This is a genomic window from Vallitalea sp. (assembly GCF_025211055.1).
Lineage (GTDB): Bacteria > Bacillota > Clostridia > Lachnospirales > Vallitaleaceae > Vallitalea.
This window is the reverse complement of record NZ_JAOARO010000057.1, coordinates 84,461-110,502: the sequence shown is the minus strand read 5'-3', so window position 1 is coordinate 110,502 and position 26,042 is coordinate 84,461. Positions and strand designations below refer to the sequence as shown.

The window sequence follows — 26,042 nt, the reverse complement described above, 5'->3', positions numbered from 1 at the left end:
CTAAATATCTTTTATTTCTTCTAACCAAATCTTAGATACCCCGTCACTTGGCATTCTAAGGTCTCCTCTTGGAGAAAGACAGATTGAACCCACTTTTGGACCATCTGGCATACATGAACGCTTGAATTGATGCATGAAAAATCTTCTGTAAAAAGTATTAATCCATTTTTTAATAGTATCAGATGTATATTGATTATTGAAAGCTTGTAATGCAAGCCTATATATCTTTTTAGGAGAAAAACCAAACCTTAACATATTATATAAGAAGAAATCGTGTAATTCATATGGACCAACAACTTCCTCAGTTTTCTGTTTGATCTTTCCAGTTTCCATGTCAGGTGGAAGAAGTTCTGGACTAACTGGAGTATCAAGTATATCCAATAGTACAGCTTTGGCATCATCTCCTACTTTGTATTCAGTAATCCATGTCACTAGATATCTTACTAGAGTCTTAGGGATAGTAGTGTTAACGCAGTACATAGACATATGATCACCGTTATAGGTTGCAAAGCCAAGAGCCATTTCAGATAAATCACCGGTGCCGATGACTATACCATTATACTTATTGGATAAATCCATTAATATTTGGGTTCTTTCTCTGGCTTGAACATTTTCATAAGTTGTACTATGGTCATTTGGGTCATGACCAATATCCTCAAAGTGGACTAGGCAAGCATTTTTAATTGAGATCTCCTTGATTGTCACTCCAAGATGGTTCATTAAAGATATAGCATTATTGTATGTTCTATCTGTAGTTCCAAAACCAGGCATAGTTACACCAATAATATTTTTTCTGTCTTTACCAAGCAGGTCGTATGTCATGGTACATACAAGAAGTGCAAGAGTGGAGTCCAAACCACCAGAAATACCAACAATGACTTTTTCACAGCCTATATGAGTGATTCTCTTTGCAAGTCCTAATGTTTGGATAGAGAATATCTCTTGGCACCTCTTACTTCTTTTTTCTTGATTGTTAGGTACAAAAGGGCTAGGGTCAATGAATCTATTTATAGTATTGTGTTCCTTAAGTGTCAAATCAAAAGAAATAAACATATACTCAGAATCAAAACGATTAGTTAGGTGATTAGAATAACTTGTCATCTTGATTCTATCAGCCATTAACTTATCAATATCGATATCTGAATATATTATAGTTGATTCTAACATAAATCTTTTGCTCTCTTCTAATTTTGTACCATTTTCATATATAAGGCAGTGTCCACCAAAAACAACATCAGTAGTGGATTCGCCAAATCCTGATGAAGAGTAGACATAAGAAGTAATAGTTTTTGCTGATTGAGAAGATACCAAAGCTTTTCTATATGAACTTTTACCTACTAAGTCATTACTTGCTGATGGATTAAGAATAATAGTTGCTCCATTGATAGCATGAATTGTACTAGGTGGAAGTGGTGACCATAGATCTTCACATATCTCAATACCAACACATAGATCCTCATATTCATTATGTCTAAACAATATAGAAGAACCGAATGGGATTTCTTCCGAGTCAATTACTATGGTATCATTAATTATTGTTTCAGAAGATGAAAACCAACGTTGCTCATAGAATTCATTATAGTTGGGTATATATGTCTTAGGTACTATACCTAATATTATTCCATTACAAATAACTGCTGCACAGTTGTATAATGAGTTTTTATATTTAATAGGAACACCAACAACAAATAGTATATTCTTTCCTAGAGAGTACTTTTTGAGGTTAACCAATTTTTCCATACTGTTTCTAATTAAAGGTTCTTGGAAAAAAAGATCTGCACATGTATAACCTGTAATACATAATTCAGGAAAAACCAGAATTGATACGTCTTTATCAATTGCATCGTCTATTAATTTCATTATTTTATCTGTGTTAAAATCTACGTCAGCAACCTTGATAACAGGGGAAGCAGAAGCGACTCTAACAAATCCGTCATTTATCATGTTATTCACTCCATTTACTATTAAGATATTTATCTTTTGTTTATCAAAACTCATTTATCGTATTTATTATACCACACTTAACCTATGCTATTACATATTGAATTTAATAGTTATAAATTATAATTCAGAGTTTTTCAGTAAATAGAGATAGTTATAGTAACTGTTACTTTTTCGTGTTTCCCTAATTTTTTAGCAAATTAATTATTAATTAATGCTCCTAGTATATATAATACATAGATATGTATAGGATAAAATAAATAAAAGAAATATTTGCATTTACCTCCTCTTTTGCCATTGTATAAAACCATAAAAGGTAATGCCAAAACCATTAACCATTGTTCGTTTTTCAAAATGTACCAAGACTGATTGTATGCAGGTAAAATAGTCTGAAAATACCTTTCAGAATACATAATAATTCTAGGTACTAAATCTGTTATTAATGTATACATTGTACAATATATAAAGTATCTTTGATGATAGCATGTTCAATATTGTTGAACAATTATAAGGAAAGTAGATCAGGAGTAGTTTATAGTATAGCGTACTAAATCAAACTCATCCTAATTTACGGTAATATTAGGATTCTCAACATATTTACCCATTTTACCAAAATCATCACCATATTTTTCTAGGTATAGTTTTTTGAATTTTGATTTTCCAAGAATTTTTGTACCTTTCTGAATACCTTTTCCAAGTGCTACATCAATCAATACTTCTCCTACTAACTCACCTCGTTCTTCGGCACTACCATAGATTATTGTCTCTCCTGTACTACTTGATAACATATATCAAGGATAAATGTTGCCCTTTCCTCTGAAAGATTATGATTACTGACTTTTTTAAGGAATTTTCCTAATTCTTGAATAGGTACATTCTCTAATGATTTAGCACTGGGATACCATTGTATTTTAAATTAGAATTTTTAAAGTATATTTTAAATTATAACCAGTTAAAATTATTTGTTATACAAGTAGATTAGCCTATTTGGTTTTTTGTCATATTTTACTGTATAATAATGTGGATTTGTAGACTGGTAGAGTATACTTAACCTATGCTATTACATATTTAATTATTATATTTGTGTTAAATGCATTGTAAAATGAATAGATTTTATGTACAATGAGTAGTAGAGTTAAGAAATTATTACTCTGGTTTGTATATTGAATTTAATTAAGTTATAAATTATAATATTATTGTTAAATTCATTGTATATAGGTAAAACTTTAGAATAATAAATCATGAACAGGAGGAAGATATATGTTTCAAGTCAAAATGGGGAAACAAAAACATATTGCATTAGTTGCTCATGATAATAGAAAAAAAGATTTAATTGAATGGGTTTCTAATAATAGAGAGATATTATCTAAGCATTTTTTGTATGCAACTGGAACAACAGGTAGCATAATAGCAAAAGAAACTAATCTACCTGTAAGAAGGTATAAAAGTGGTCCATTAGGCGGTGACCAACAAATAGGAGCTAGAATAATAGAAGATGATATTGATTTTCTTGTATTCTTCTGGGACCCTCTAGAAGCTCAACCACATGATCCTGATGTTAAAGCACTACTTAGGATTGCTGTACTATATGATATACCAGTGGCATCTAATGTGGCTACAGCAGATTTTATATTCAGTTCACCTCTTATGGATAAACATTACAACAGATATATTATTGATTATGGAACAAGAATCAAAAGAAAATATTAAAAAATATTTTAGAGGGGATTCATAATTATATTTACTCAATATTTGTAATTACTAAAACTTGACTAGTTTATGGATGGAGAGAAATGATTATGAAGAACAAATGGTATTATGGTGCTTTTATATTATTAGTAATAGTAGTTGGTATAATCTATGTTAATTTAGAAAGTAGTGTATCAATAGAAGTTGACAAAGATACAAAAGATAACGTAGAAAATAATATTGGTGAAGAAGACAATAATGAGGAATATAATACTGATGAACAGGATAATGAAGAGAAATTAGATAAGACCATTTATGTACATATTTGTGGTGAAGTAGTGAATGAAGGAGTCTATACTGTAAAAGAAGATTCAAGAGTTTACGAAGTGTTAGAACTTGCTGGTGGTTTAACTGAAGAAGCCGCTACAGATTATGTTAATTTAGCACGACAAGTAAAAGATGGTGAAAAAATAATTTTTCCAAGCAAAGAGCAGATGGAAAATGGTGAATTCTCTGTTGAGGATACAGAAAAATTAGTCAATATCAACACAGCTTCAATTGAAAAATTGACAACACTTTCTGGAATAGGTGAATCACGTGCTAAGCTAATCATAGATTATAGAGAAGAACACGGAGATTTTGAGACAATTGAAGATATAATGAAAGTAAGTGGAATAAAAGAAGGGGCTTATAATAAGATAAAAGATTCAATTATTGTAAAGTGAGGTGTCTACTATGTCTAGAAGGATATTAGTGGTGGACGATGAAAAATTAATAGTTAAGGGTATAAAATTTAGTCTTGAGCAGGATGACATGATAGTTGATGTTGCTTATGATGGGCAGGAAGCTTTTGATTTAGCTAAAACAAATGTATATGATCTAGTTATATTAGACGTTATGTTACCTAAGATAGATGGGTTATCAGTATGCAGGCAGATAAGAGAGTTTTCTAATATGCCTATTATTATGCTTACTGCTAAGGGCGAGGATATGGACAAGATTCTAGGACTAGAATATGGTGCAGATGATTACATGACAAAGCCATTTAATATTCTTGAATTAAAAGCTAGAATGAAAGCAGTTCTTAGAAGGATTAAAACTGAATATAACGGTGACTTAGAAGCTGTAATAAACTCTGGAGAGTTAAAGATTGATTGCGAAAGCAGAAGAGTATTCATTAACAATCAAGAAGTTAATTTGACAGCTAAGGAATTCGATTTACTTGAACTTTTTAGTAAGCACCCGAATAAAGTATATAGTAGAGAGAATCTACTCAATATTGTTTGGGGCTATGATTACCCTGGTGATGTAAGAACGGTGGACGTACATGTAAGACGACTTAGAGAAAAAGTAGAGCCAAATCCAAGCGAGCCAAAGTTCATTCATACTAAGTGGGGTGTTGGTTATTATTATCAAAACAAGAAAAATATTTAATAGTATAAGGGCTAAGATATTTATTTCTTATGTAGTTGTAAGTATTATACCACTTATTTTATTAATAAACATATTACTTAATTCTTTGGAAAGTTATTATGTAAAAGAAAAATCTAGGTCTATGTTTAGACAAGCCAATATAATATCAACTAATCTCATGGTTAGAGGATTTATAAACGATAGTTCAGGTATCAAAGATTTTGTTAGTATTATTGGCGGACAAGATTATGAAAGAATAGTTATATTGGATTCTAGGAGTACTGTTAAATTTGATTCTAATGGAATTGATACAGGCAGGGCATATGCTAAACAAGAAGTTATAGATGCTCTAAAAGGTCAAAGTAGTTCAGTGTTCAAAAAAAGTATGAATCTTGCTAAGGTAGTAACTCCTATTAAAGATGAGAAAAAAGATGAAGTATATGGCGCTATCATACTTACTAACTCCTATGATGATATTAATAATTCTATAAGCAGTTTGAAAAGTATTTCGTACCTGATAATATTAGCGTTGTTGATTTTGATTCTAACTCTTAGTTATAATTTCTCAGGACTTATAACGAAACCTTTCAAAAAACTATTAGTAAGTATTAATAAGATTACCGATGGAAATGTTGATGAAAAGATTGATATCAAAGGTAATAATGAGATTGAAGAAATAGGGATAGCATTTAATCATATGACTGAAAAGTTACAACAAGTTGATGAGAGTAGAAGGCAGTTTGTTGCTAACGTATCACATGAATTAAAGACACCCCTAAGTTCAGTGAAAGTATTAGCTGAATCCTTATTGATGCAGCCAGATGCACCAAAAGAATTGTACAAAGAATTTTTTGAAGATATTAGTAAGGAAATAGAAAGAGAAACTACTATAATTAACGATCTACTAACTATGGTTACATTGGATAAGAATGAAAATGAGTTGAATATTAGTGAAACCAACATTAACTTACTTATTGAGTCAATATTAAATAGACTAAAGCCTTTAGCAGATATAAAAGGTGTAGAAATGGTTTTTGAAAGCTATAGAGAAGTTATTGCAGAAGTAGATAAAACTAAGATTTCATTGGCATTAACTAACTTAATCGAGAATGGAATAAAATACAATAAAGAATACGGAACTATAAAAGTCATACTTAATTCTGATTATCAAAATGCACAAATATTTGTTATTGATACGGGGATAGGTATACCTAAGGAAAGTATAAATAAAGTTTTTCAGAGATTTTATAGAGTTGATAAAACACGTTCGAGGGAAACAGGGGGTACGGGGCTTGGATTATCTATTACGCACCAAGCTATACTGATGCATCAAGGATTTATAAGATGTAGTAGTGAACTAGGAAGTGGAACGACTTTTGAAGTCAGTCTACCACTAAAAAGGCCAATACATGATAATATATAAATCTAAGGGCTTATTTCGTTGGAGGTGTTATGAAGTGGGGAAAATATTGCGAATTAGTTTGTTGTATGTTTTTCTACTATTAGCGTTAACAGGCTGTGGGAACAAGCAAAAAGCTAATGTTGAGCAACAGCCAAGTGAGAAAAGTGTTAAAATATTTTTATCAAACAAGGAAAAAAATTCATGGATTAATAAAGATGTGAATATTTCAAGTGTAAATAATGAGGATATTGTCACAGAGATATTTGAAATATTGCAAACAGGTATAGAAGATGAGCTAGATACAATAACTACTGTACCTTCTTTTATAAGATTATTAGAAGTGAAATTAGAAAAATCAAATCTAATATTGAATGTTTCAGAAGAGTATTATAAATTAGATACTGTAGAAGAAAACTTATGCCGTGTTTCTTTAATATCATCTCTTACAGAATTGGATTTTGTTGAAAAAGTAGAGATATATGTTGAGGGAATGCCTCTAAAAGGACCAGATGGTAAAGCGCTAGGATCTATTGGCAAAGATCAATTGGTTTTTGATGACCCAGAAAATGAAAGTAAAACTTTAAAGAAAGTGCTATTATATTTTTCTGATAAAGAAGGTCTTGGATTAGTTCCAGAAGAGGTACAAGTAGAAGTTAATCCTAATGAACCATTAGAGAAAACAGTTCTTAACCTTTTGATAAATGGCCCATTAAATGATACAGAAGTAAGAACTATACCTGCAGAGACTAAAGTTATTAGTACATCAATAAGTGAGGGTGTATGCTATGTTGATTTTAGCAAAGAATTTCAAGCAAAACATACAGGTGGATCAACAGGAGAGTTACTTACTATCTATTCTATAGTTAATACATTAACTGAGCTTCCTGATATTAATAAGGTTCAATTCTTAATTGAAGGTGAAAAAGAGGAGCTTTTTAAGGGACATTTACAATTTAATATATTATTTGAAAGAAATTTGGATTTAGTATTAGACAATAATAAGAAATGATATATTTTCCACTTCTTAATTATACATAGGAGTGGAAAATATTTTTTGGTTTTTAGTGGTGCTATGAGAGGGTTTTGGGGAGCTATAAGTTATATGAAAAGACCTGCTGTTTTTATTAGTATTTTTTATCTTACTGGACTCTTAACAGGGTATTATGTAAAAGATTTATTATTGGTTATTTTATTATTTGGTATTGCAATTATATTATCTATCATTCTATATAAAACATATTCATGGAAAGGTGTATTTGTTTTTCCATTGATATGCTTTTTTGCGTACATAAATATATATAATCATATAGAATCAAGTAATAATGAATTAGGTAAGACGTTTGATGACTCACTATCATGTACTACAGAAGGATATATAGATAATATCATCAGCCAAGAAGATAAGACTCAACTAATTATTAGTACCAATAAAATAATAATAGAAGATAAGACGTATACTGATAAAGTCAAGATTAAGGTTTATGGTACAGATATTGATAATGTAGATATTGGCTCTTATATTAGTATAAGGGGAAAATTAAGTAAACCTAGTAGACCCACTAATCAAGGACAATTTGACGAAGAAAAATATTATAGGATAAGAGGAATAAAATATAAACTATTCTTGAAAGAGTATAAAATAATAGATAATGAAAAATTGGATATTCTATGCAAGCTCAAGTATTATATGAATAAGAAGTTATCATTCCTTAGAAATAAATGGGTTAAGGTTTTTGATAGTATTCTACCAGAAAATCAAGCTAATGTGATGAAAGCCATGATATTAGGAGAAAAATCGTATTTATCTATAGATACCAAGGATATGTATTCGGAATCTGGTATTTCGCATGTTTTAGCTATATCAGGTTTGCATATAGCAATTCTTGGGTATGGTTTCTTTAGTTTGATATGTTTATTGGTGTCTAAAAAGAAAGGTGTAATATTCACTATATGCTTTTTAGTCTTCTACTTAATTTTAACTGGAGCTAGCGTTTCCACAGTTAGAGCTGTAATCATGATTTCTATAATATTATTAGCATACTTCTTTGGAAAGTCATATGATATATATTCATCCCTCTGTACTGCGGGAATAATAATTCTTATGATTAATCCTTATAACTTGTGGGATACAGGGTTTTTATTATCTTTCTCAGCAGTTATAGGTATAATAGCAATAACGCCAGCACTTGATGAATTGTATAATAAAAAAGGTAATATAATAATAGCAACATTTAATGTTAGTTTAGGGGCTACATTTGGTACTATGCCTGTTATGCTTCTAACATTCTATGAATTACATATATATTCTGTGTTGGTTAACATCTTAGTAGTTCCCCTTATGTCAATAGTTGTTTTGTTTGGATTTCTTGGACTTGTTATTGGTTCACTGTCCATTTATTTTGGTAGATTAATTTCTGGCATCATATTTTATATACTTAACTTTTATGACTTATGCTGTGAATTGGCAGGAAGCCTTCCATTTAGTACAATTACAATTGGAAAGCCTAAGTTTATTAATATTATTTTGTTTATTATAATATTAGCATTGATATCAATGTTAGCTTATGAGAAGGTTGATAAAGAAGTAACCAAAAAGCGTATTACAATAATTGCTTGTCTATTGGTAATATTGAATTTGGTGTTTTATATTAGTCCTAAACCCCTTAAAATAGTACATTTAGACATAGGGCAAGGAGATAGTGCAGTTGTAATATCTCCTGCTAGGAAAGTGTATGTTATTGATGGAGGAGGAAATATCAGGAAGAAAACCACAGATAGAGACACAGGTTATTATATCGTAAGACCTTATCTGAAATATAACGGTATCAGCAATATTGACTGCCTAATAATGACTCATAGTGATAGAGATCATGTTGGAGGCTTAATTGAGCTAATAGATTATTTTGAGATAGATAATATTGTATTGCCGTATGCTTATAAAAACAAAGAGGAAGAAGATATTCTACTAAAAGAGCTAATTGATAGAGCTAATAGGAAAAATATCAATATAGTATACCTAAATGAGAATAATATAATAAGGGATAAATATGTTTCGTTTGAAACTATATATCCTCTTAGAGACACAACCAGTTTTCATAATAATAATGCTTATTCATTAGTATTAAATCTAAAATATAAAGCTTATAATGAAATTTTTACTGGTGATATAGAGAAACAAGAAGAAGAAAAAATAAACAATAAATATACAGATTATTTAAACAGTGATATAATTAAAGTACCCCATCATGGCTCTAACAGTTCATCAACAAAGGAATTCATTGAATATGTTATGCCAAGATTAGCTGTAATAAGTTCTGGTAGGAATAATAGATTTGGGCATCCTCATAAGGAGGTACTAGAGCGATATTTGGACTATGATATACCCGTTTTTAATACATCAATAGATGGAGCGATTACCATCAATACAGATGGGTATAATATGGGTATTAGTACATATTACAGTAATAAACAGATTTTTTTGGGAGTAAAATGAGTTTAGGAGCAAATAATGAAAGGTTTAAAAAAACAACTACAAAACAATGAATATAATAATGTATATCTATTTTATGGAGAAGAAAAATATCTGTTAGATATGTATCTAAAAAAATTGATTGATGGGTTATTGGTTGATACTGACCCTACTATGAATTATGATTATTTTGATAAAAGTAATATGAGTGTTGATAAGTTATTTGATGCAATTGAGACTTTGCCTTTTTTTGCAGCCAGAAGAGTTATTGTTGTCAGCTATGCTAAATTATTTAAAGGAAAGAATAATAATTCAAATACCATTGCTGATAGGATTACAGATATACCAGAATCCACAACGGTAATATTTTTGGAAGAGGAAATAGATAAAAGAAGTAGGTTATATAAATTAATAAATAAAAATGGCTATGTGGCAAGTTTTAATAAGATGTCTGAAAATGATTTGGTAAAATGGGTTGGACAGAAGTTACATAGTTCAGGTAAAAAAATTGAGAAAAGTGTAGCTTTACATTTTCTAAAGACAGTTGGAACTGATATGGCTAGTATTAATAATGAATTAGAAAAAGTTGTTATGTACTGTAAAGATAAAGATGTAGTCACAAAGGAAGTAATTTATGAAATATGTACAAGGAGTATAGAGAATAAGATCTTTGAATTGGTAAGTGCTATGGGGCAGAATAGAAGGGAAAGAGCAGTGTTATTGTATCATGATATGATAATTGCGAAGGAGCCTCCAGGGAGAATATTGTTTATGCTGATACGTCAATTCAGATTAATTTTACAAAGTAAGTTGTTGTTAAAAAAAGGATTGAGTGAGAGGGATATAGGGAGTAGAATTAAGCTTGCTCCGTTTATTGTAAGAGAATGTTTGAGACAGGGTAGAAATATAACGGTAGATAATTTAAAAGAAGCTTTGAAGGATTGTTTGGAGATGGATAGTAATATTAAGACAGGTAAAATTGATGCTAGGATAGGTGTGGAAGTTATTATAATGAAGTATAGCTAATTGGGTGTAAATTTTGTGGAGGAATGATGAGTTGAGTGCAAGACATCCGCAGATGGGATTGATGGGTACAATAAAGTAGTTCGGGTTAAAGGAGCCTAAGAAAAGCTAAGGTTCCTTTAAAAGTCACAATAAAAAAGCCGTACGCTTGTACGGCTCTTAATTATGCGTTATTTACGGCTTTTGTTAAACGAGAAACTTTTCTTGCAGCAGTTTTTTTGTGATAAATACCTTTTACTTTAGCTTTATCAATATAAGAAATTGCTACTAATAATTGTTTTTCAGCAGTTGTTTTATCTCCGGATTCAACAGCAGCTAAAACTTTTTTAGTTTCTGTTTTTACTCTTGATTTAATTGCTTTGTTTCTAGCAGTTTTTGTTTCTGTTACCTTAATTCTTTTTTTCGCTGATTTAATATTTGCCAATGAAATAACCTCCGATATTTTTTATAAATATTTTTGTTTCGCAGTGGGAATTAGGAAACTAAACATTTATTTCTAGACCATTATTCGTGGTCTTAAGTCTTTTTTGGACTTCAAATAAATATCGCACATAAACATACGCTCTAATTTTAATATATAATGCATAATAAGTCAATGAATATAAATAAAATAATTGGAAAAAATATTTCCTAAACAGGATGCAATTATTTTTTAGAAGGGAATTAATTTGGATGGATAACAATAATCAAGAAAAATTAGAACAAGTGGAACAGAAATATAACGTTAGAACTGACTTAGCGATTGAAGCTAGAGAAATGGTTGGGGAAGAAGATATTGAGATAAAAGGGGTTGAAGTAATAGTAGATAACATAAAAGATATTGAGTTATCTATAACAAAAGTAAATATTATTGATGAACATGGTTCAAAAGCGCTTAATAAACCTATAGGTAGTTATGTGACTATGGAATGTGATTTGATAAAGCAGAATGTGCCAGAAGCTCATGAGGAAATAGTGAGAGAGTTAGCAAAACAATTAGGTGAGTTAGTTAAAATTGATAAAGATATGACAGTTCTAGTGGTAGGGCTTGGGAATAGGGATGTGACACCGGACTCGCTAGGACCTAGAGCAGTTTCTAATGTTTTGGTTACAAGGCATCTTTTTCAAGAGTTTGGTGAACCTGAGGGTGAAGATGGATTTAATAAGGTTAGTGCAATTATACCTGGTGTTATGGGGCAAACAGGTATGGAGACTTTTGAGATAATTCAAGGAATTGTTGATAAGATAAAGCCTAGTTTAGTTATAGCTATTGATGCTTTGGCTTCCAGACGAACTACTAGGGTTAATTCTACTATTCAGATTGCGGATACGGGAGTTCATCCAGGTTCTGGTGTGGGTAATAGACGTCAGGGACTTACAGAGGAGTCCTTAGGAGTTCCAGTAATAGCTATTGGTGTTCCTACGGTAGTTGATGCGGCTACTATAGTTAATGATACAATGGAAGAATTGTTGATAGAGATGAAAAAGCAGGCAAAGGAAAATACTGAGATAGTAGATATGATTAATAGTTTAGGTGAACAAGAAAAGTATCAGTTGATAAAAGAGGTTCTTTATCCTTATATCGGTAATTTGTTTGTTACTCCAAAAGAGATTGATGCGGTTATTAAAAGATTGAGTAATATAATAGCTTCTTCGTTGAATATAATGTTGCAGCCTAATCTTGAGTTTGATGAGATTACTAAGTTTTTATCGTAGGGTAATTTATATATTCGGTTATAAAGAAGAACTTTGTGCAAAAAAGTTTATAGAATTAATAAATGTGTGCATATGAGTCAGTGTAAAGTGTTACAATCACTTGCCTTACCCTGAGAAGCGGTCGGTCTGCGTGATTGTAACACTTTACACTTCTTTATTTGAAATTTTAGTGAGTAGATAAATATATCATAAGAGGGTAATATATTTTTTTAAAATGATTCATATTAGTTTTTGTAATAAATCTCCTTGTCCAAAAATATATTTTTATAAGATGTTAATTTAATGAGGACATGTTGAATATGAGTAGGGCAATTATTTATTGTCTACTGTGAGGATAAGGGTGATTAGATGAATAAAGCGTATTTACTTAAGAAGAATAGGAAAGCTTCACTTGTTTATATGGCAGTTTTGATAGTGTTGTCTATTGTAATTATAATAAAATTATTTGGATTATATTTTACTAATGAGATAATAAGTTTTAAGAATCTTGTTTTTTCAGATATTGATTCATCTTTTTTTACTAATATAATGCATTCGGTTAATCCTTCAGTAGAGTATTATTTAGAGAGCAATAATAAGACTAGGCTAGATATAAGTAATTATAATAAGATTGAGACATTGTATGGTTATAATATACCTCTTATTTCATTTGTAATGAACGAGAATGATTATTCTTATTGTACTGCTTCAGAAAATTATCCTAAGATTAATCAGACGGATAAATCCTTTGAAAATGATTTGGAACATTATGAGCATGATGAAAGTTTCTTCTCATCTCATACGTTAGAACAGCAGATTCCAGTGGTTAATATAACTAATTATACTATGGAACAGCTTAATAATTTTTCGTTTTTGAAATCTAATTTGTACACTTTTGATCCTAGTATCAATCCCACACAAGATAAGTTTCCTATTGATAAATTCTTAAGTAAGGATATGTCAATAGATAAGAGTGGAGATGGGCCAAAAGTGTTGATATATCATACACATTCACAAGAAAGTTTTGTAGATAGTGTGAAAGGGAAGAAAGAAGATACTGTAGTAGGGGTAGGAGATGAATTAGCTCGTATACTTGAAGAGAAATATAATATTAAGGTTCTTCATCATAGGAAAGAGTATGATATCATCAATGGTAAGATTGATAGAGATGAGGCTTATCAAAGAATAGAAGCGCCATTGAAAGATTTGATTAAGAAGAATCCTTCCATAGAAGTTATGATGGATATTCATAGGGATGGAGTTAGAGGTAATGTAAGGTTAGTGAATAATATTAATGATAAGCAAACAGCTAAGATTATGTTTTTTAATGGTTTAGCATTATATCCTGTAATGCCTAACAAATATGTTGTTGATAATATGGCATTCAGCTTTCAGATGCAGTTGAAAGCTAATGAGTTATATCCTAATTTCACTAGAAAAATATATCTTAGAGGGTATAGATATAATCTGCACCTAAAGCCAAAATCTCTGTTAGTTGAAGTTGGCGCCCAGACAAATACTGTCAGCGAAGCAATGAATGCTATGGAGCCTCTAGCGAAAATTTTATATGAGGTTATTAAATAATAAAGGGTGTAAAAGTTGAGATAATTATTTAAAAAATATATTTTGTTGCTAAATTATATATATATATGCTATAATAACCAACAGAAAATGGGCTAAGGAGGATGTTGGTCTGTGGCAGAATTTAAACAGGATAATATAAGAAATTTTTGTATAATTGCACATATCGATCATGGTAAGTCAACATTAGCAGATAGGATCATTCAGTTAACAGGATTATTGACTGCTAGAGAAATGCAGGCTCAAGTTTTAGATAATATGGATCTAGAACGTGAGAGAGGTATAACAATAAAAGCGCAGGCAGTTAGACTAGTATATAAAGCCGAAGATGGTGAAGAATATATATTTAACCTTATTGATACACCTGGACATGTAGATTTTAACTATGAAGTATCTAGAAGTTTAGCTGCATGTGAAGGAGCTGTTCTTGTAGTAGATGCGGCACAAGGAATTGAAGCTCAGACATTAGCTAATGTGTATCTAGCGCTTGAACATGACCTAGAGATAGTTACAGTAATAAATAAGATTGATTTACCAAGTGCGGAACCTGATAGGGTAAAAGCAGAGGTAGAGGATGTTATTGGATTAGATGCAGAAGATGCACCGCTGATATCTGCAAAAGAAGGCATTAATATAGAAGATGTACTTGAAAAAATAGTATCAGATATTAAAGCACCAGTAGGAGATGTAAATGCACCTTTGAAAGCGCTTATATTTGACTCTCTATATGACCCTTATAGAGGTGTTATAGTATTTTGTAGGGTAAAAGAGGGAACTGTTAAAAAGGGCATGAAAATACGTATGATGGCTACGGAAAAAGAATTTGAAGTAGTGGAAGTAGGGTATTTTGGAGCTGGACAATTCATACCGGCTGATTCATTACAGGCAGGTACGGTAGGATACATTACAGCTAGTATCAAGAATGTTGGGGATACTAATGTAGGTGATACCATTACAGATGCTAATAACCCAATAGATGAGCCGTTACCAGGGTATAAGAATGTTAACCCAATGGTTTTCTGTGGGTTGTATCCAGCAGATGGGTCTAAGTATCAAGATTTACGTGATGCACTTGATAAATTAAAACTAAATGATGCAGCACTTAACTTTGAACCAGAAACATCAATAGCTCTTGGTTTCGGATTCAGATGTGGTTTCTTGGGATTGTTGCATCTAGAAATAATACAAGAGCGATTGGAAAGAGAATATAATCTTGATTTGGTTACAACTGCACCAAGTGTTATATATAAAGTATATAAAACTAACGGTGAAGTTATTGATCTTGCAAACCCAACGGATTTACCTGATGTCTCAGAGATAAGAACTATGGAAGAACCAATAGTGAAAGCTGAGATTATGGTTCCAACAGATTATATTGGAACGGTAATGGAACTTTGTCAAGAAAGACGTGGAGAATATTTCGGCATGAATTACATTGAAGAGACAAGAGCTATGCTGACTTATGAACTTCCACTTAATGAAATAATATATGATTTCTTTGATGCTCTAAAATCTAGGACAAGAGGTTATGCATCCTTTGATTATGAATTAGTTGGATACAAAGAATCTGAATTAGTAAAACTTGATATACTAATTAACAAAGAAGTTGTAGATGCATTATCCTTTATCGTTCATGTTGATAAGGCATATGATAGAGGAAGAAAGATAGCAGAGAAATTGAAGACAGAAATACCTAGACACCTATTTGAAATACCAATACAAGCAGCAGTTGGTAATAAAATAATTGCTAGAGAAACTATTAAAGCCATGAGAAAAGATGTACTTGCTAAGTGTTATGGTGGAGATATATCAAGAAAAAGAAAACTTCTTGAAAAACAGAAAAAAGGTAAGAAGAGAATGCGTCAAGTAGGTAATGTAGAAGTACCTCAACAAGCTTTTATGAGTGTTCTTAAGCTAGATGATTAGGTGTTAGAGATGAAAAATATCAGTTTATATATTCATATTCCTTTTTGTAAAAGCAAATGTAATTATTGTGATTTTTTATCTTTTGATAATAAAAATAGTGTCATGAAGGAATATGTAAATGCTTTAATCAATGAGATAAAAAGTTATAGTGAACTTACAAAAGAATATAATGTGAAAAGCATATTTATAGGCGGTGGTACACCGTCTATTCTGTCATGTTCTGATATAGAAAAAATCTTTGATTCACTAAAATCATATTATAATATTGATAGAGATGCCGAGATAACAATCGAAGCTAATCCAGGAACGCTAGATGAGGAGAAAATAAAAGTACTTCTTGCATCAGCTGTTAATCGTATAAGTATGGGATTACAATCATGTAACAATGGATTATTAAAGAAATTAGGACGAATCCATACTTGGGATGAATTTCTAATAAATTATAATATGATTAGAAACTGTGGTTTTGATAATATAAATATAGATTTGATGTTTGCTCTACCAAATCAAACTATAAGTGATATAGAGAATGATTTGAAAAAGATAATCAGCCTTAGACCAGAGCATATATCTTATTATTCCTTGATAATTGAAGAGGGAACTAATTTTTATAAGTTATATGATGATAACAAGATTGTTTTACCAGCGGAAGATATAGAACGTGATATGTATTGGTTAATTCATGATACCTTACAGAATAATGGTTATAAACACTATGAGATATCTAATTATGCACTGGATGACAGAGAATGCTATCATAACAAGGTATATTGGAAAGAAGAAGCATATATAGGTATGGGGTTAGGGGCTTCCTCATATTTTGAGGGCTTTAGATATAAGAATATCAATAGTCTATCCAATTATATAGATATTAATGGAGATATTAGTAAGCTTAAGGAATGTACTGAGAAAATCAGTAAAAAGACTTCTATTGAAGAATATATGTTTTTAGGACTGAGATTATTAGAAGGTATAGACAAGATTGATTTTTATAATAGGTGGGGACATGAAATAGAATATTATTATCAAGATGCTATACAGGAGCTTATAGCGAAAGGACTTATTATGGAAGATGGGTCAAGTTTAAGATTAACTAAAAAGGGAATTGACGTTAGTAATTTTGCATTATCCATGTTTTTATTTGAATAATACGACTATAATAGGTATAAATACAGCTGGAATAGTACGTTACAAATGTATTAAGTATAAAAAAAATAATTAAATTTTGTAAAATTACTTGACAAATCTATCTGCAAGTGATATTTTTATTTCAAGCATTAGCACTCATTGAAGTAGAGTGCTAACAAAAAATGGCTGACAAAGGTGGTGCGATATGGAACTGAATGATAGAAAGATTAAAATTCTTAGAGCAATAATTTTAAATTACCTAGAAACAGCTGAACCAGTAGGTTCAAGAACAATTTCAAAGAATTATGACTTAGGTATAAGTCCTGCTACTATAAGAAACGAAATGTCTGATCTAGAAGAATTAGGTCTTATATTGCAACCTCATACGTCTGCAGGTAGGATTCCATCTGACAAGGGGTATAGGCTATACGTTGATAAGCTTATGAATCTTCATCATGATGAGATAAACAATGGTTTATATATAGAACAACTGTTTCAACGTGTAGATAGGATAGAATCTTTGTTGAAAAATATTGCTAAAATGCTGGCAAATGAAACTAATTATGCTACGATTGTTTCATCGCCACAGATAAATAAAGCCAAAATAAAAAATATACAATTAATAGGTGTACAGAAAAAGAAAATCTTAGCTGTTATAGTTACAGATGGAAATATTATTAAGAATTACATGATTAATATTAATGAACCAGTACATCAAACAATGTTGAATAGATTGACTTTTGTTCTTAATGAGCAGTTATATGGTCTTACTCTTGAACAGATTAATTTACCACTTATTCAACAACTAAAAGATTTTGCGGGAAGTAATGCTGACATAGTTAATAAAGTATTAGATGCTATTTTTGATACTATAAAATCTGTTGATGATACAGAGATATATACATCTGGTGCAACTAATATATTAAGATTCCCAGAATTCAATGATATATCAAAAGCAACCAATCTAATGCATAGACTTGAAGAAAAACAAGCTCTAAAAGACATGGTCTATACTGTATTAGAAGAAAATGGTGTGAATATAAAAGTTACTATTGGTGACGAAAATGTTATTGATGAAATGAAAGATTGTAGTTTGATTACTACAACTTACAAACTTGGTGAAGAGAATATTGGATTCATTGGTATCATTGGTCCTAAACGGATGGATTATGAAAATACAATAGGGTCTCTTTCATGTTTAATGTCAAAGATGGAAGAAATTATTAATAAGTTAAAATAGGAAGGTGGTTATATAGTGGCTGAAGAAAAATTTTCAGAAGAAATAAAAGATGAAATAATTAATGCACAAGAAGTTGAAGAAAAAGATTTAGAAGAAAATTTAGAAGAAGTGGAAGATGTAAACTTAGAAGAAGATTCTACTGGAGAAAATGATATGAATAAAAAACTGAAACAAAAAGAAAAGGAAGTTAACGAATACGTAGATAAATTACAAAGAACTATGGCAGAATTTGATAACTTTAGAAAAAGAACCATAAAAGAAAAATCTATGATGTATGAAAATGGAGCAAAAGAAACATTAGAAAAATTATTACCTATTGTAGATAATTTTGAACGTGCTCTAGACAGTATTTCAGAAGAACAAAAAGAATTACCTTTTACACAAGGTGTTGAGATGATATTAAAACAGTTAATGAGTACTCTTAACGAACTTGGAGTAGAAGAAATAGAAGCTGAAGGTAATGAATTTGATCCTAACTTCCATCATGCAGTTACACATGCTGATGACGAGTCATTAGGTGAAAATATAGTTGCAGAAGTATTCCAAAAAGGATATATGTACAATGATTCAGTTTTAAGACATAGCATGGTAAAAGTAGTAAATTAGTTTATCAAGATAAAATTTTAAGAAATATAGAATGTATGATTATAATATTGTGCATCTTATATATATATTATTAATTACTTAAAAAATAATCTTCGTCGAATAAAATTAAAATATAATAAATATTGACGAGTATATTGATATGAAGGAGGAAATTAAATGGGTAAAATAATTGGTATTGATTTAGGTACAACTAACTCATGTGTTGCAGTTATGGAAGGTGGAAAACCAGTAGTAATTGCTAACGCAGAAGGTATTAGAACAACACCATCAGTTGTTGCTTTTACAAAAAATGGAGAAAGATTAGTAGGAGAACCTGCTAAGAGACAGGCGATTACTAATCCAGATAAAACAGTAGCTTCAATTAAGAGACATATGGGTACTGATTTTAGAGTAACTATTGATGATAAAAAGTATTCTCCACAAGAAGTTTCAGCTATGATTCTTCAAAAATTAAAATCCGATGCAGAAAGCTATTTAGGTGAAAAAGTTACAGAGGCTGTTATTACAGTTCCTGCATACTTTACTGATAGCCAAAGACAAGCAACAAAGGATTCAGGAAAGATAGCTGGTCTTGAAGTTAAGAGAATTATCAACGAGCCTACAGCTGCAGCTTTAGCATATGGTCTTGATAATGAAAATGAACAAAAAATTATGGTTTATGACCTAGGTGGTGGAACATTTGATGTATCTATTATTGAAATCGGAGACGGTGTAATTGAAGTATTAGCTACAAGTGGTAATAACAAACTTGGTGGAGACGACTTTGATGACCGTGTTATGAACTACCTTATAAAAGAATTCAAAACTTCAGATGGTATAGATTTAATTAATGATAAGATGGCTGTTCAAAGATTAAAAGAAGCAGCAGAGAAAGCTAAAAAAGAATTATCATCAGCAACAACAACTAATATTAACTTACCATTCATTACTGCTACACAAGAAGGACCAAAACATTTAGATATTACACTTACTAGAGCTAAATTTGATGAATTAACATCTGATCTTGTTAAGCAGACAATGGGTCCTGTAAACAATGCTTTAAGAGATTCAGGATTATCAGCAAATGAACTTGATAAAGTATTATTAGTTGGTGGATCTACACGTATCCCAGCTGTACAAGATGCAGTAAACAAATTAACAGGTAAAGAGCCATTCAAAGGTATTAACCCAGATGAATGTGTTGCTATAGGAGCATCCATTCAAGGTGGTAAATTATCAGGTGAAGCTGGAGCTGGAGACATATTACTTCTAGACGTAACACCATTATCACTGGGTATTGAAACTTTAGGTGGTGTAGCTACTAAGTTAATCGAAAGAAACACTACAATTCCTACTAAGAAGAGCCAAGTATTCTCAACTGCTGCAGATAATCAACCAGCTGTTGATATTCATGTAGTTCAAGGTGAAAGAGAATTTGCTAAGGATAACAAAACACTTGGAAGATTCCAATTAGATGGAATTCCACCAGCACCAAGAGGAATTCCTCAAATCGAAGTTACTTTTGATATAGATGCTAACGGTATTGTTAATGTTACGGCTAAAGATCTTGGAACAGGCAAAACGCAACATATTACAATTACAGCTAGTACAAACTTATCTGATGATGAAATCAACAAAGCAGTTGATGAAGCTCAAAACTTCGAAGAAGAAGATAAGAAGAGAAAAGAAGCTATTGATGTAAGAAATGAAGCTGATTCACTTGTATTCCAAACTGAAAAGACATTAAATGAATTAGGCGATAAAGTTGACGCTGCTGAAAAAGAAAAAGTAGAAGCTGAAGTTACTAAGTTAAAAGAAGTACTTGGTAAATCAACTATTGATAATATGACAGATACTAATGTAGAAGAAATCAAAGTAGCAAAAGAAGCGTTAATGACTGTTTTTACAGAGCTTTCAACTAAATTATATCAACAAGCTGGAGCTGCCGGTGCAGCCCCAGGAGCAGGGCCACAAGGTGCCCCAGGAGCTGAACCAAATCAAGAACAACCAAATAATGATGATGATGTAGTTGACGCAGACTTCAAAGAAGTGTAAAATATAAAATTGTAAAAAAGCCAAAGACATTGGTCTTTGGCTTTCTTAAAGAATATATATATTTTAGATAAAAACTTATAATTGTAATTCTGGATGTGATATTTTGACCACAATATATAATGGTTAGGATATAATTAATAACGCAATATATATTGTGGTGAATTTAATACTATTAACTTAACTTTCCCACTTTAATATTGTATGCAGGTAAGCTAATTAAAAACCTATAACCTTTAATTTACCTGCATTAAATTAAAGGTGGGAAAGTTGAGCTATCAAATATAAGTTGAATTAGATAATTTAAAATTAATCATAAAAAGAGGTAGGTGGGAATAATGGCAGATAAAAGAGATTATTACGAGGTATTAGGTGTTGGGAAAAGTGCTACTGACGCTGATATAAAGAAAGCATATAGAAAATTAGCTAAACAATATCATCCTGACATGAACCCAGGTGATGAATCTGCTGAACACAAATTTAAAGAAGCAACAGAAGCTTACGAGGTATTAAGTGATTCATCAAAAAGATCAAAATATGATCAATTTGGCCACGCTGCATTTAGTAATGGAGGCGGCGGAGCAGGAGGCTTTGATTTCTCAGATGTTGGAGATATATTTGGAGATATATTCGGTGATTTCTTTGGTGGCGGCGGAGGTCGTAGAAGAAATGCTAATGCTCCTACAAAGGGTGCAAGTCTAAAAACTTCTGTTACACTTAATTTTAAAGAAGCCGTATTTGGTGTAGAAAAAGAAATTGATATGGTTATCTCTGAGACTTGTGAAGAATGTTCAGGTACTGGAGCTAAGAAAGGAACAACGCCAGAAACATGTCCTCATTGCAAAGGTTCAGGTCAAGTGAGATATAATCAACAGACTATGTTTGGTAACATAACAAGTGTTAAGACTTGTAATAATTGTAGTGGAACAGGAAAAGTAATAAAAGAAAAGTGTTCATCTTGTAGAGGAACAGGATATATTAGAAAGAGAAAGAAAATAGCTGTAGATATTCCTGCTGGTATTGATAATGGTCAAAGCATAAGGTTAAGTGGAAAGGGTGAACCTGGTACTAATGGTGGACCAAGAGGAGATTTACTAGTAACTGTATATGTAAAACCTCATGAATTCTTAGAAAGACAAGGTGTTGATATTTACTTTACATTACCTATATCTTTTGCTCAAGCGGCACTTGGTGCAGAACTTGAAGTTCCTACTCTTGACGGAAATGTAAAATATGAAATAAAAGAAGGAACTCAAACACATACTAGATTTAGGTTAAAAGGAAAAGGTGTACCTCATATAAGAAATGCTAAGATTAGAGGAGACCAATATGTTACTGTAGTTGTAGATGTTCCTAAAAAATTGAATGATAAGCAAAAGGAATTACTGAAAGAATTTTCTACTACTTTTGGAGAGCAAGTAAAAGAATTCAAAGACGGTAAGAAAAAAAAGTGGTATGATAAAGTCATGGATGCCTTTGATTAAATTATAGGCTACATAAGTAAAAATATTATAGTATGCTAAAAGGATGTGTAATATATTGAAATGGACCCAGTGTAAAGTCTATATCAATGATGAAGCCATAGAAGCTGTAAGCTATATGCTTACTGAACAGGGAATACAAGGTATAGAAGTAGTTGATAATACTCTATCAAAGGAAGATATGGAAGAAATAATCGTAGATTATATTGAAGATGGGGTTATTGATAATAACAGAGATACTTTTATTAGATTTTATTTATCAGAACAAGAGAATGTTACTGAAAAAGTAGATAAAATAAAAGCTAAAATCAAAGATATTGGTAAATATCTGGAAGTTGGTACAACCAAGATTGAGTTAACTATCATAGATGATGAGGATTGGGCGAATAATTGGAAAAAGTATTATAAGCCTTTTAAGATAGATAATAATATAATTATAAAACCAACTTGGGAAAAGTATTCAGAGAAAATGCATGATGATGTTATAATAGAAATTGATCCAGGTATGGCATTTGGTTCAGGTACACATGAGACCACTTCCATGTGTGTCAGTATGATTAATAAATATTTATCAAAGGATGATCTAGTAATTGATGTAGGTTGTGGAAGTGGAATATTAGGAATTACGGCCGCCAAATTAGGAGCTAAAGAAGTGACATGTATTGATCTTGATAAAAATGCAGTCAAAGCTACCAAAGAAAATGTTGTTACTAACAAGGTAGATAGCAAGGTTAATGTACTTAACGGTGATTTACTAGAAATGGTTGACATTAAAGCTAATATGGTTGTAGCTAACATTATGGCAGATATAATAATGATATTAGCAAAAGGTGTATCTAAATACTTAATTCCTAACGGTATTTTTATATCCTCTGGAATTATATTAGATAGAGTAAAAGATGTTAAGGATGCGTTATTAACTAATGGGTTTGATATACTAGAGATTAAGAGGATGGGAGAATGGGCGGCTATTGTTGCTAGACCTATTTCATAAGTGCTTTTGAAAGGATAGAGGTTTTATATGCATAGATTTTTTGTAGAGCCTAACCAAATTATTGAAGACGAGATTAGTATTGTTGGTGGAGACGTAAAACATATCAAAAATGTACTTAGAATGAATAAAAATGACGAAATTATAATTTGTGATGGACATAGTAATGACTATTATTGTATAATTAATAATATTGAAGATGAATATATAAATACAAAAATTGTCACTAAAAAACAATCAATTACTGAACTAAAAACAAAAATTTACCTTTTTCAAGCTTTGCCAAAACAAGCTAAAATGGAATTAATTGTGCAGAAAGCAGTAGAGCTAGGGGTATATGAAATAATTCCTGTTATTACTGAAAGAAGCGTTGTTAAAATAAATAAACAAAATGGGACGAAAAAATTAGCTAGATGGAATAAGGTAGCTCAGTCTGCAGCCAAGCAGTCAAAGAGAGGTATTATTCCAGTAGTAAATGAAATAATGAATTTTGAAGAAGCAATAGAATATTCAAAGCAACTGGATACAATTATTGTCCCTTATGAAAATGCGAATAATATAACAGAAACCAAAGAATTTATAAACAATCTAGACTGTAAGAGGATTGGAGTATTTATAGGTCCTGAGGGAGGATTTAGTCTAAATGAAATAGAAGAGGCTAAGAGTAGTGAGGCTATTATCATAACACTAGGAAAAAGAATACTAAGGACAGAAACAGCAGGTTTAGCTATATTATCATTACTAATGTTTCAACTTGAGGAGGAATAGTATGGCATTAAGAGTATTAATCGTTGATGATGCAATTTTCATGAGAACTGTATTAAAGAAAATGTTATCAGAAGAAGATTATGATATTTGTGGAGAAGCTAATAACGGAAAAGAGGCAATAACGAAGGCAAAAGAATTACAACCAGATGTAATTACTCTTGATATCACAATGCCTGAAATGGATGGAGTAACTGCACTTCCTGAAATACTTAAGGTAAGTCCTAATTCAAAAGTAATTATGTGTTCAGCTATGGGTCAACAACCTATGGTTATAGAAGCGATTAAAAATGGAGCGAAAGATTTTATTGTGAAACCTTTCCAAAAATCAAGAGTAGTACAAGCTATAGAAAATGTTATTAAAAAATAGTGAAGACTATAGTTTAGGAGAAGTTTTGGGCAAGATATATTATATTAAACACTAAGTTTAATATAGTATATCTTTCTTATGTTTTTATATTACAAAGTATTTCATATAAATTAGACTATTATTGAAAGGATGCCTTAGAATGGAAATATATTTGGACAACGGGGCTACTACAAAACCATTTGAAGTTGTTATAGAAGAAATGTGTAAAGTCTTTAGAGAAGATTATGGCAATCCTTCGTCTTTACACAAAAAAGGATTTGAAGCTGAAAAATATATTATTAAGTCAAAAGATATATTTTCTAAAATATTGAAAGTAAATCAAAAGGAAATCTATTTTACATCTGGTGGAACAGAATCCAATAATCTAGCAATACTTGGTGTAGCAAAGGCGTATAGAAGATCAGGTAAGCATATAATAACTACAACAATAGAACATTCTTCAGTTAAGAATACAATAAATTATCTGGGGGATAATGATTATGAGATAACAGTATTGCCAGTTGATAGTAATGGACTTATTGATTTGAAACAATTACGAGACAGCATACGTGAAGATACTATTTTAGTATCAATAATGCATGTTAATAATGAGATCAGTACAATAATGCCTATAGATGTGATTGGAAAGGTAATTAAATCGAAGAATAAAAACACTATTTTTCATGTAGATGCTATACAATCTTTTGGGAAATTAAATATATATCCTAAAAAATGGAATATTGATTTAGTAAGTATAAGTGGACATAAATTCCATGCTCCAAAGGGAGTAGGAGTTATTTATATCAATGATAATATTAAGATAAGCCCTATCATATATGGTGGATATCAGCAAAATGGTATAAGGTCTGGAACAGAGAATGTACCAGGAATTGCAGCTATTGGTGTTGCTGCAAAGATGATGTATGATAACTTAGATTCCAATATAGAACATTTATATAAATTAAAAAGACATTTAGCAGGTAGGATTATTAACGAAATAGCAGATACTCTTATCAATGGAATAGATGTAGATAAAGGTGCTCCACATATATTAAGTATAAGATTCAATAAAGTAAGAGGCGAGGTATTACTTCATAGCCTAGAAGAAAAAGATATATTTGTATCCACAGGTTCTGCATGTTCATCTAATAAACCTTCTAAATTAGGTCCTTTACAGGGAATAGGATTAAATAATGAAGAAGCGCTATCCACAGTGAGATTTAGTTTTTGTATTAACAATACTATAGAGGAATTAGATAAGTGCGTAGATGAATTAGAGATTGTAGTACCATTATTAAGAAAGTTTGTTAGACATTAGATGAATGATGTTAAA

Annotated in this window: 23 protein-coding genes; 19 read left to right on the top strand and 4 right to left on the bottom strand. The window is 30.9% G+C overall.

Annotation, left to right across the window (positions count from 1 at the left end):
- The 3 genes from N4A55_RS07705 to N4A55_RS07695 all read right to left on the bottom strand — a co-directional run bounded on the left by N4A55_RS07705 (nucleotide 1) and on the right by N4A55_RS07695 (nucleotide 2,729).
- Complete coding sequence (locus N4A55_RS07705; RefSeq protein ID WP_334303780.1) at nucleotides 1-1,941, bottom strand: NAD(+) synthase; 1,941 nt, start codon at nucleotides 1,939-1,941, stop codon at nucleotides 1-3.
- A gap of 200 nt (nucleotides 1,942-2,141) precedes the next feature.
- On the bottom strand, nucleotides 2,142-2,354 hold the full coding sequence (locus N4A55_RS16925) for a TraX family protein (RefSeq protein WP_293755151.1): 213 nt from the start codon (nucleotides 2,352-2,354) through the stop codon (nucleotides 2,142-2,144).
- A 150-nt stretch (nucleotides 2,355-2,504) separates the two neighbouring features.
- Complete coding sequence (locus N4A55_RS07695) at nucleotides 2,505-2,729, bottom strand: hypothetical protein (RefSeq protein WP_293755017.1); 225 nt, start codon at nucleotides 2,727-2,729, stop codon at nucleotides 2,505-2,507.
- Nucleotides 2,730-3,201: 472 nt separating this feature from the next.
- On the opposite strand from N4A55_RS07695, the gene N4A55_RS07690 reads away from it, so the two are divergent.
- From N4A55_RS07690 to holA, 7 genes are all read left to right on the top strand, one after another.
- Nucleotides 3,202-3,651, top strand: coding sequence for a methylglyoxal synthase (locus tag N4A55_RS07690; protein WP_293755016.1), 450 nt, complete (start codon nucleotides 3,202-3,204; stop codon nucleotides 3,649-3,651).
- An 89-nt stretch (nucleotides 3,652-3,740) separates the two neighbouring features.
- Nucleotides 3,741-4,355, top strand: coding sequence for a helix-hairpin-helix domain-containing protein (locus N4A55_RS07685; protein WP_293755015.1), 615 nt, complete (start codon nucleotides 3,741-3,743; stop codon nucleotides 4,353-4,355).
- A 10-nt stretch (nucleotides 4,356-4,365) separates the two neighbouring features.
- Entirely contained in the window at nucleotides 4,366-5,064 is a 699-nt protein-coding gene (locus tag N4A55_RS07680; protein WP_293755014.1) for a response regulator transcription factor, read from the top strand.
- Nucleotides 5,030-6,466 carry a sensor histidine kinase gene (locus tag N4A55_RS07675; protein ID WP_293755013.1) on the top strand — a complete coding sequence of 479 codons (1,437 nt, stop codon included), beginning with the start codon at nucleotides 5,030-5,032 and terminating at the stop codon, nucleotides 6,464-6,466. The genes N4A55_RS07680 and N4A55_RS07675 overlap by 35 nt, the downstream gene beginning before the upstream one ends.
- Before the next feature lie 34 nt (nucleotides 6,467-6,500).
- The gene (locus tag N4A55_RS07670; RefSeq protein WP_293755012.1) at nucleotides 6,501-7,454 is read left to right on the top strand and encodes a GerMN domain-containing protein; all 954 of its coding nucleotides are present in this window, start codon (nucleotides 6,501-6,503) and stop codon (nucleotides 7,452-7,454) included.
- A gap of 45 nt (nucleotides 7,455-7,499) precedes the next feature.
- Nucleotides 7,500-9,938: a DNA internalization-related competence protein ComEC/Rec2 gene (locus tag N4A55_RS07665; RefSeq protein WP_293755011.1), complete on the top strand. Its 2,439-nt coding sequence runs from the start codon at nucleotides 7,500-7,502 to the stop codon at nucleotides 9,936-9,938.
- 15 nt (nucleotides 9,939-9,953) lie between these two features.
- Nucleotides 9,954-10,940: a DNA polymerase III subunit delta gene (gene holA / locus N4A55_RS07660; protein WP_293755010.1), complete on the top strand. Its 987-nt coding sequence runs from the start codon at nucleotides 9,954-9,956 to the stop codon at nucleotides 10,938-10,940.
- Between the two features lie 160 nt (nucleotides 10,941-11,100).
- On the opposite strand, the gene rpsT is transcribed toward holA, so the two are convergent.
- A complete protein-coding gene (rpsT, locus tag N4A55_RS07655) occupies nucleotides 11,101-11,361 on the bottom strand; it encodes a 30S ribosomal protein S20 (RefSeq protein ID WP_293755009.1) in 261 nt (86 codons plus the stop codon).
- A gap of 248 nt (nucleotides 11,362-11,609) precedes the next feature.
- Here rpsT and gpr point away from each other — a divergent pair, with 248 nt between their 5' ends.
- From gpr to N4A55_RS07595, 12 genes are all read left to right on the top strand, one after another.
- Entirely contained in the window at nucleotides 11,610-12,632 is a 1,023-nt protein-coding gene (gpr, locus tag N4A55_RS07650; protein WP_293755008.1) for a GPR endopeptidase, read from the top strand.
- Nucleotides 12,633-12,980: 348 nt separating this feature from the next.
- Entirely contained in the window at nucleotides 12,981-14,195 is a 1,215-nt protein-coding gene (gene spoIIP, locus N4A55_RS07645; protein ID WP_293755007.1) for a stage II sporulation protein P, read from the top strand.
- A gap of 111 nt (nucleotides 14,196-14,306) precedes the next feature.
- Nucleotides 14,307-16,118, top strand: coding sequence for a translation elongation factor 4 (lepA, locus tag N4A55_RS07640; RefSeq protein WP_293755006.1), 1,812 nt, complete (start codon nucleotides 14,307-14,309; stop codon nucleotides 16,116-16,118).
- 9 nt (nucleotides 16,119-16,127) lie between these two features.
- On the top strand, nucleotides 16,128-17,267 hold the full coding sequence (gene hemW / locus N4A55_RS07635) for a radical SAM family heme chaperone HemW (RefSeq protein ID WP_293755005.1): 1,140 nt from the start codon (nucleotides 16,128-16,130) through the stop codon (nucleotides 17,265-17,267).
- A gap of 184 nt (nucleotides 17,268-17,451) precedes the next feature.
- Nucleotides 17,452-18,486, top strand: a complete 1,035-nt coding sequence (gene hrcA / locus N4A55_RS07630; RefSeq protein WP_293755004.1) for a heat-inducible transcriptional repressor HrcA — start codon at nucleotides 17,452-17,454, stop codon at nucleotides 18,484-18,486.
- Between the two features lie 15 nt (nucleotides 18,487-18,501).
- Nucleotides 18,502-19,092, top strand: a complete 591-nt coding sequence (gene grpE / locus N4A55_RS07625; RefSeq protein WP_293755003.1) for a nucleotide exchange factor GrpE — start codon at nucleotides 18,502-18,504, stop codon at nucleotides 19,090-19,092.
- 156 nt (nucleotides 19,093-19,248) lie between these two features.
- Nucleotides 19,249-21,126 carry a molecular chaperone DnaK gene (gene dnaK / locus N4A55_RS07620; RefSeq protein WP_293755002.1) on the top strand — a complete coding sequence of 626 codons (1,878 nt, stop codon included), beginning with the start codon at nucleotides 19,249-19,251 and terminating at the stop codon, nucleotides 21,124-21,126.
- A 335-nt stretch (nucleotides 21,127-21,461) separates the two neighbouring features.
- Entirely contained in the window at nucleotides 21,462-22,607 is a 1,146-nt protein-coding gene (gene dnaJ / locus N4A55_RS07615; RefSeq protein ID WP_293755001.1) for a molecular chaperone DnaJ, read from the top strand.
- A gap of 55 nt (nucleotides 22,608-22,662) precedes the next feature.
- Nucleotides 22,663-23,598: a 50S ribosomal protein L11 methyltransferase gene (prmA, locus tag N4A55_RS07610; protein WP_293755000.1), complete on the top strand. Its 936-nt coding sequence runs from the start codon at nucleotides 22,663-22,665 to the stop codon at nucleotides 23,596-23,598.
- Nucleotides 23,599-23,625: 27 nt separating this feature from the next.
- Entirely contained in the window at nucleotides 23,626-24,363 is a 738-nt protein-coding gene (locus tag N4A55_RS07605) for a 16S rRNA (uracil(1498)-N(3))-methyltransferase (protein ID WP_293754999.1), read from the top strand.
- A 1-nt stretch (nucleotide 24,364) separates the two neighbouring features.
- Nucleotides 24,365-24,730, top strand: a complete 366-nt coding sequence (locus tag N4A55_RS07600; RefSeq protein WP_293754998.1) for a response regulator — start codon at nucleotides 24,365-24,367, stop codon at nucleotides 24,728-24,730.
- Between the two features lie 139 nt (nucleotides 24,731-24,869).
- Nucleotides 24,870-26,027: a cysteine desulfurase family protein gene (locus N4A55_RS07595; protein WP_293754997.1), complete on the top strand. Its 1,158-nt coding sequence runs from the start codon at nucleotides 24,870-24,872 to the stop codon at nucleotides 26,025-26,027.
- The last annotated feature ends 15 nt before the right edge of the window (nucleotides 26,028-26,042 follow it).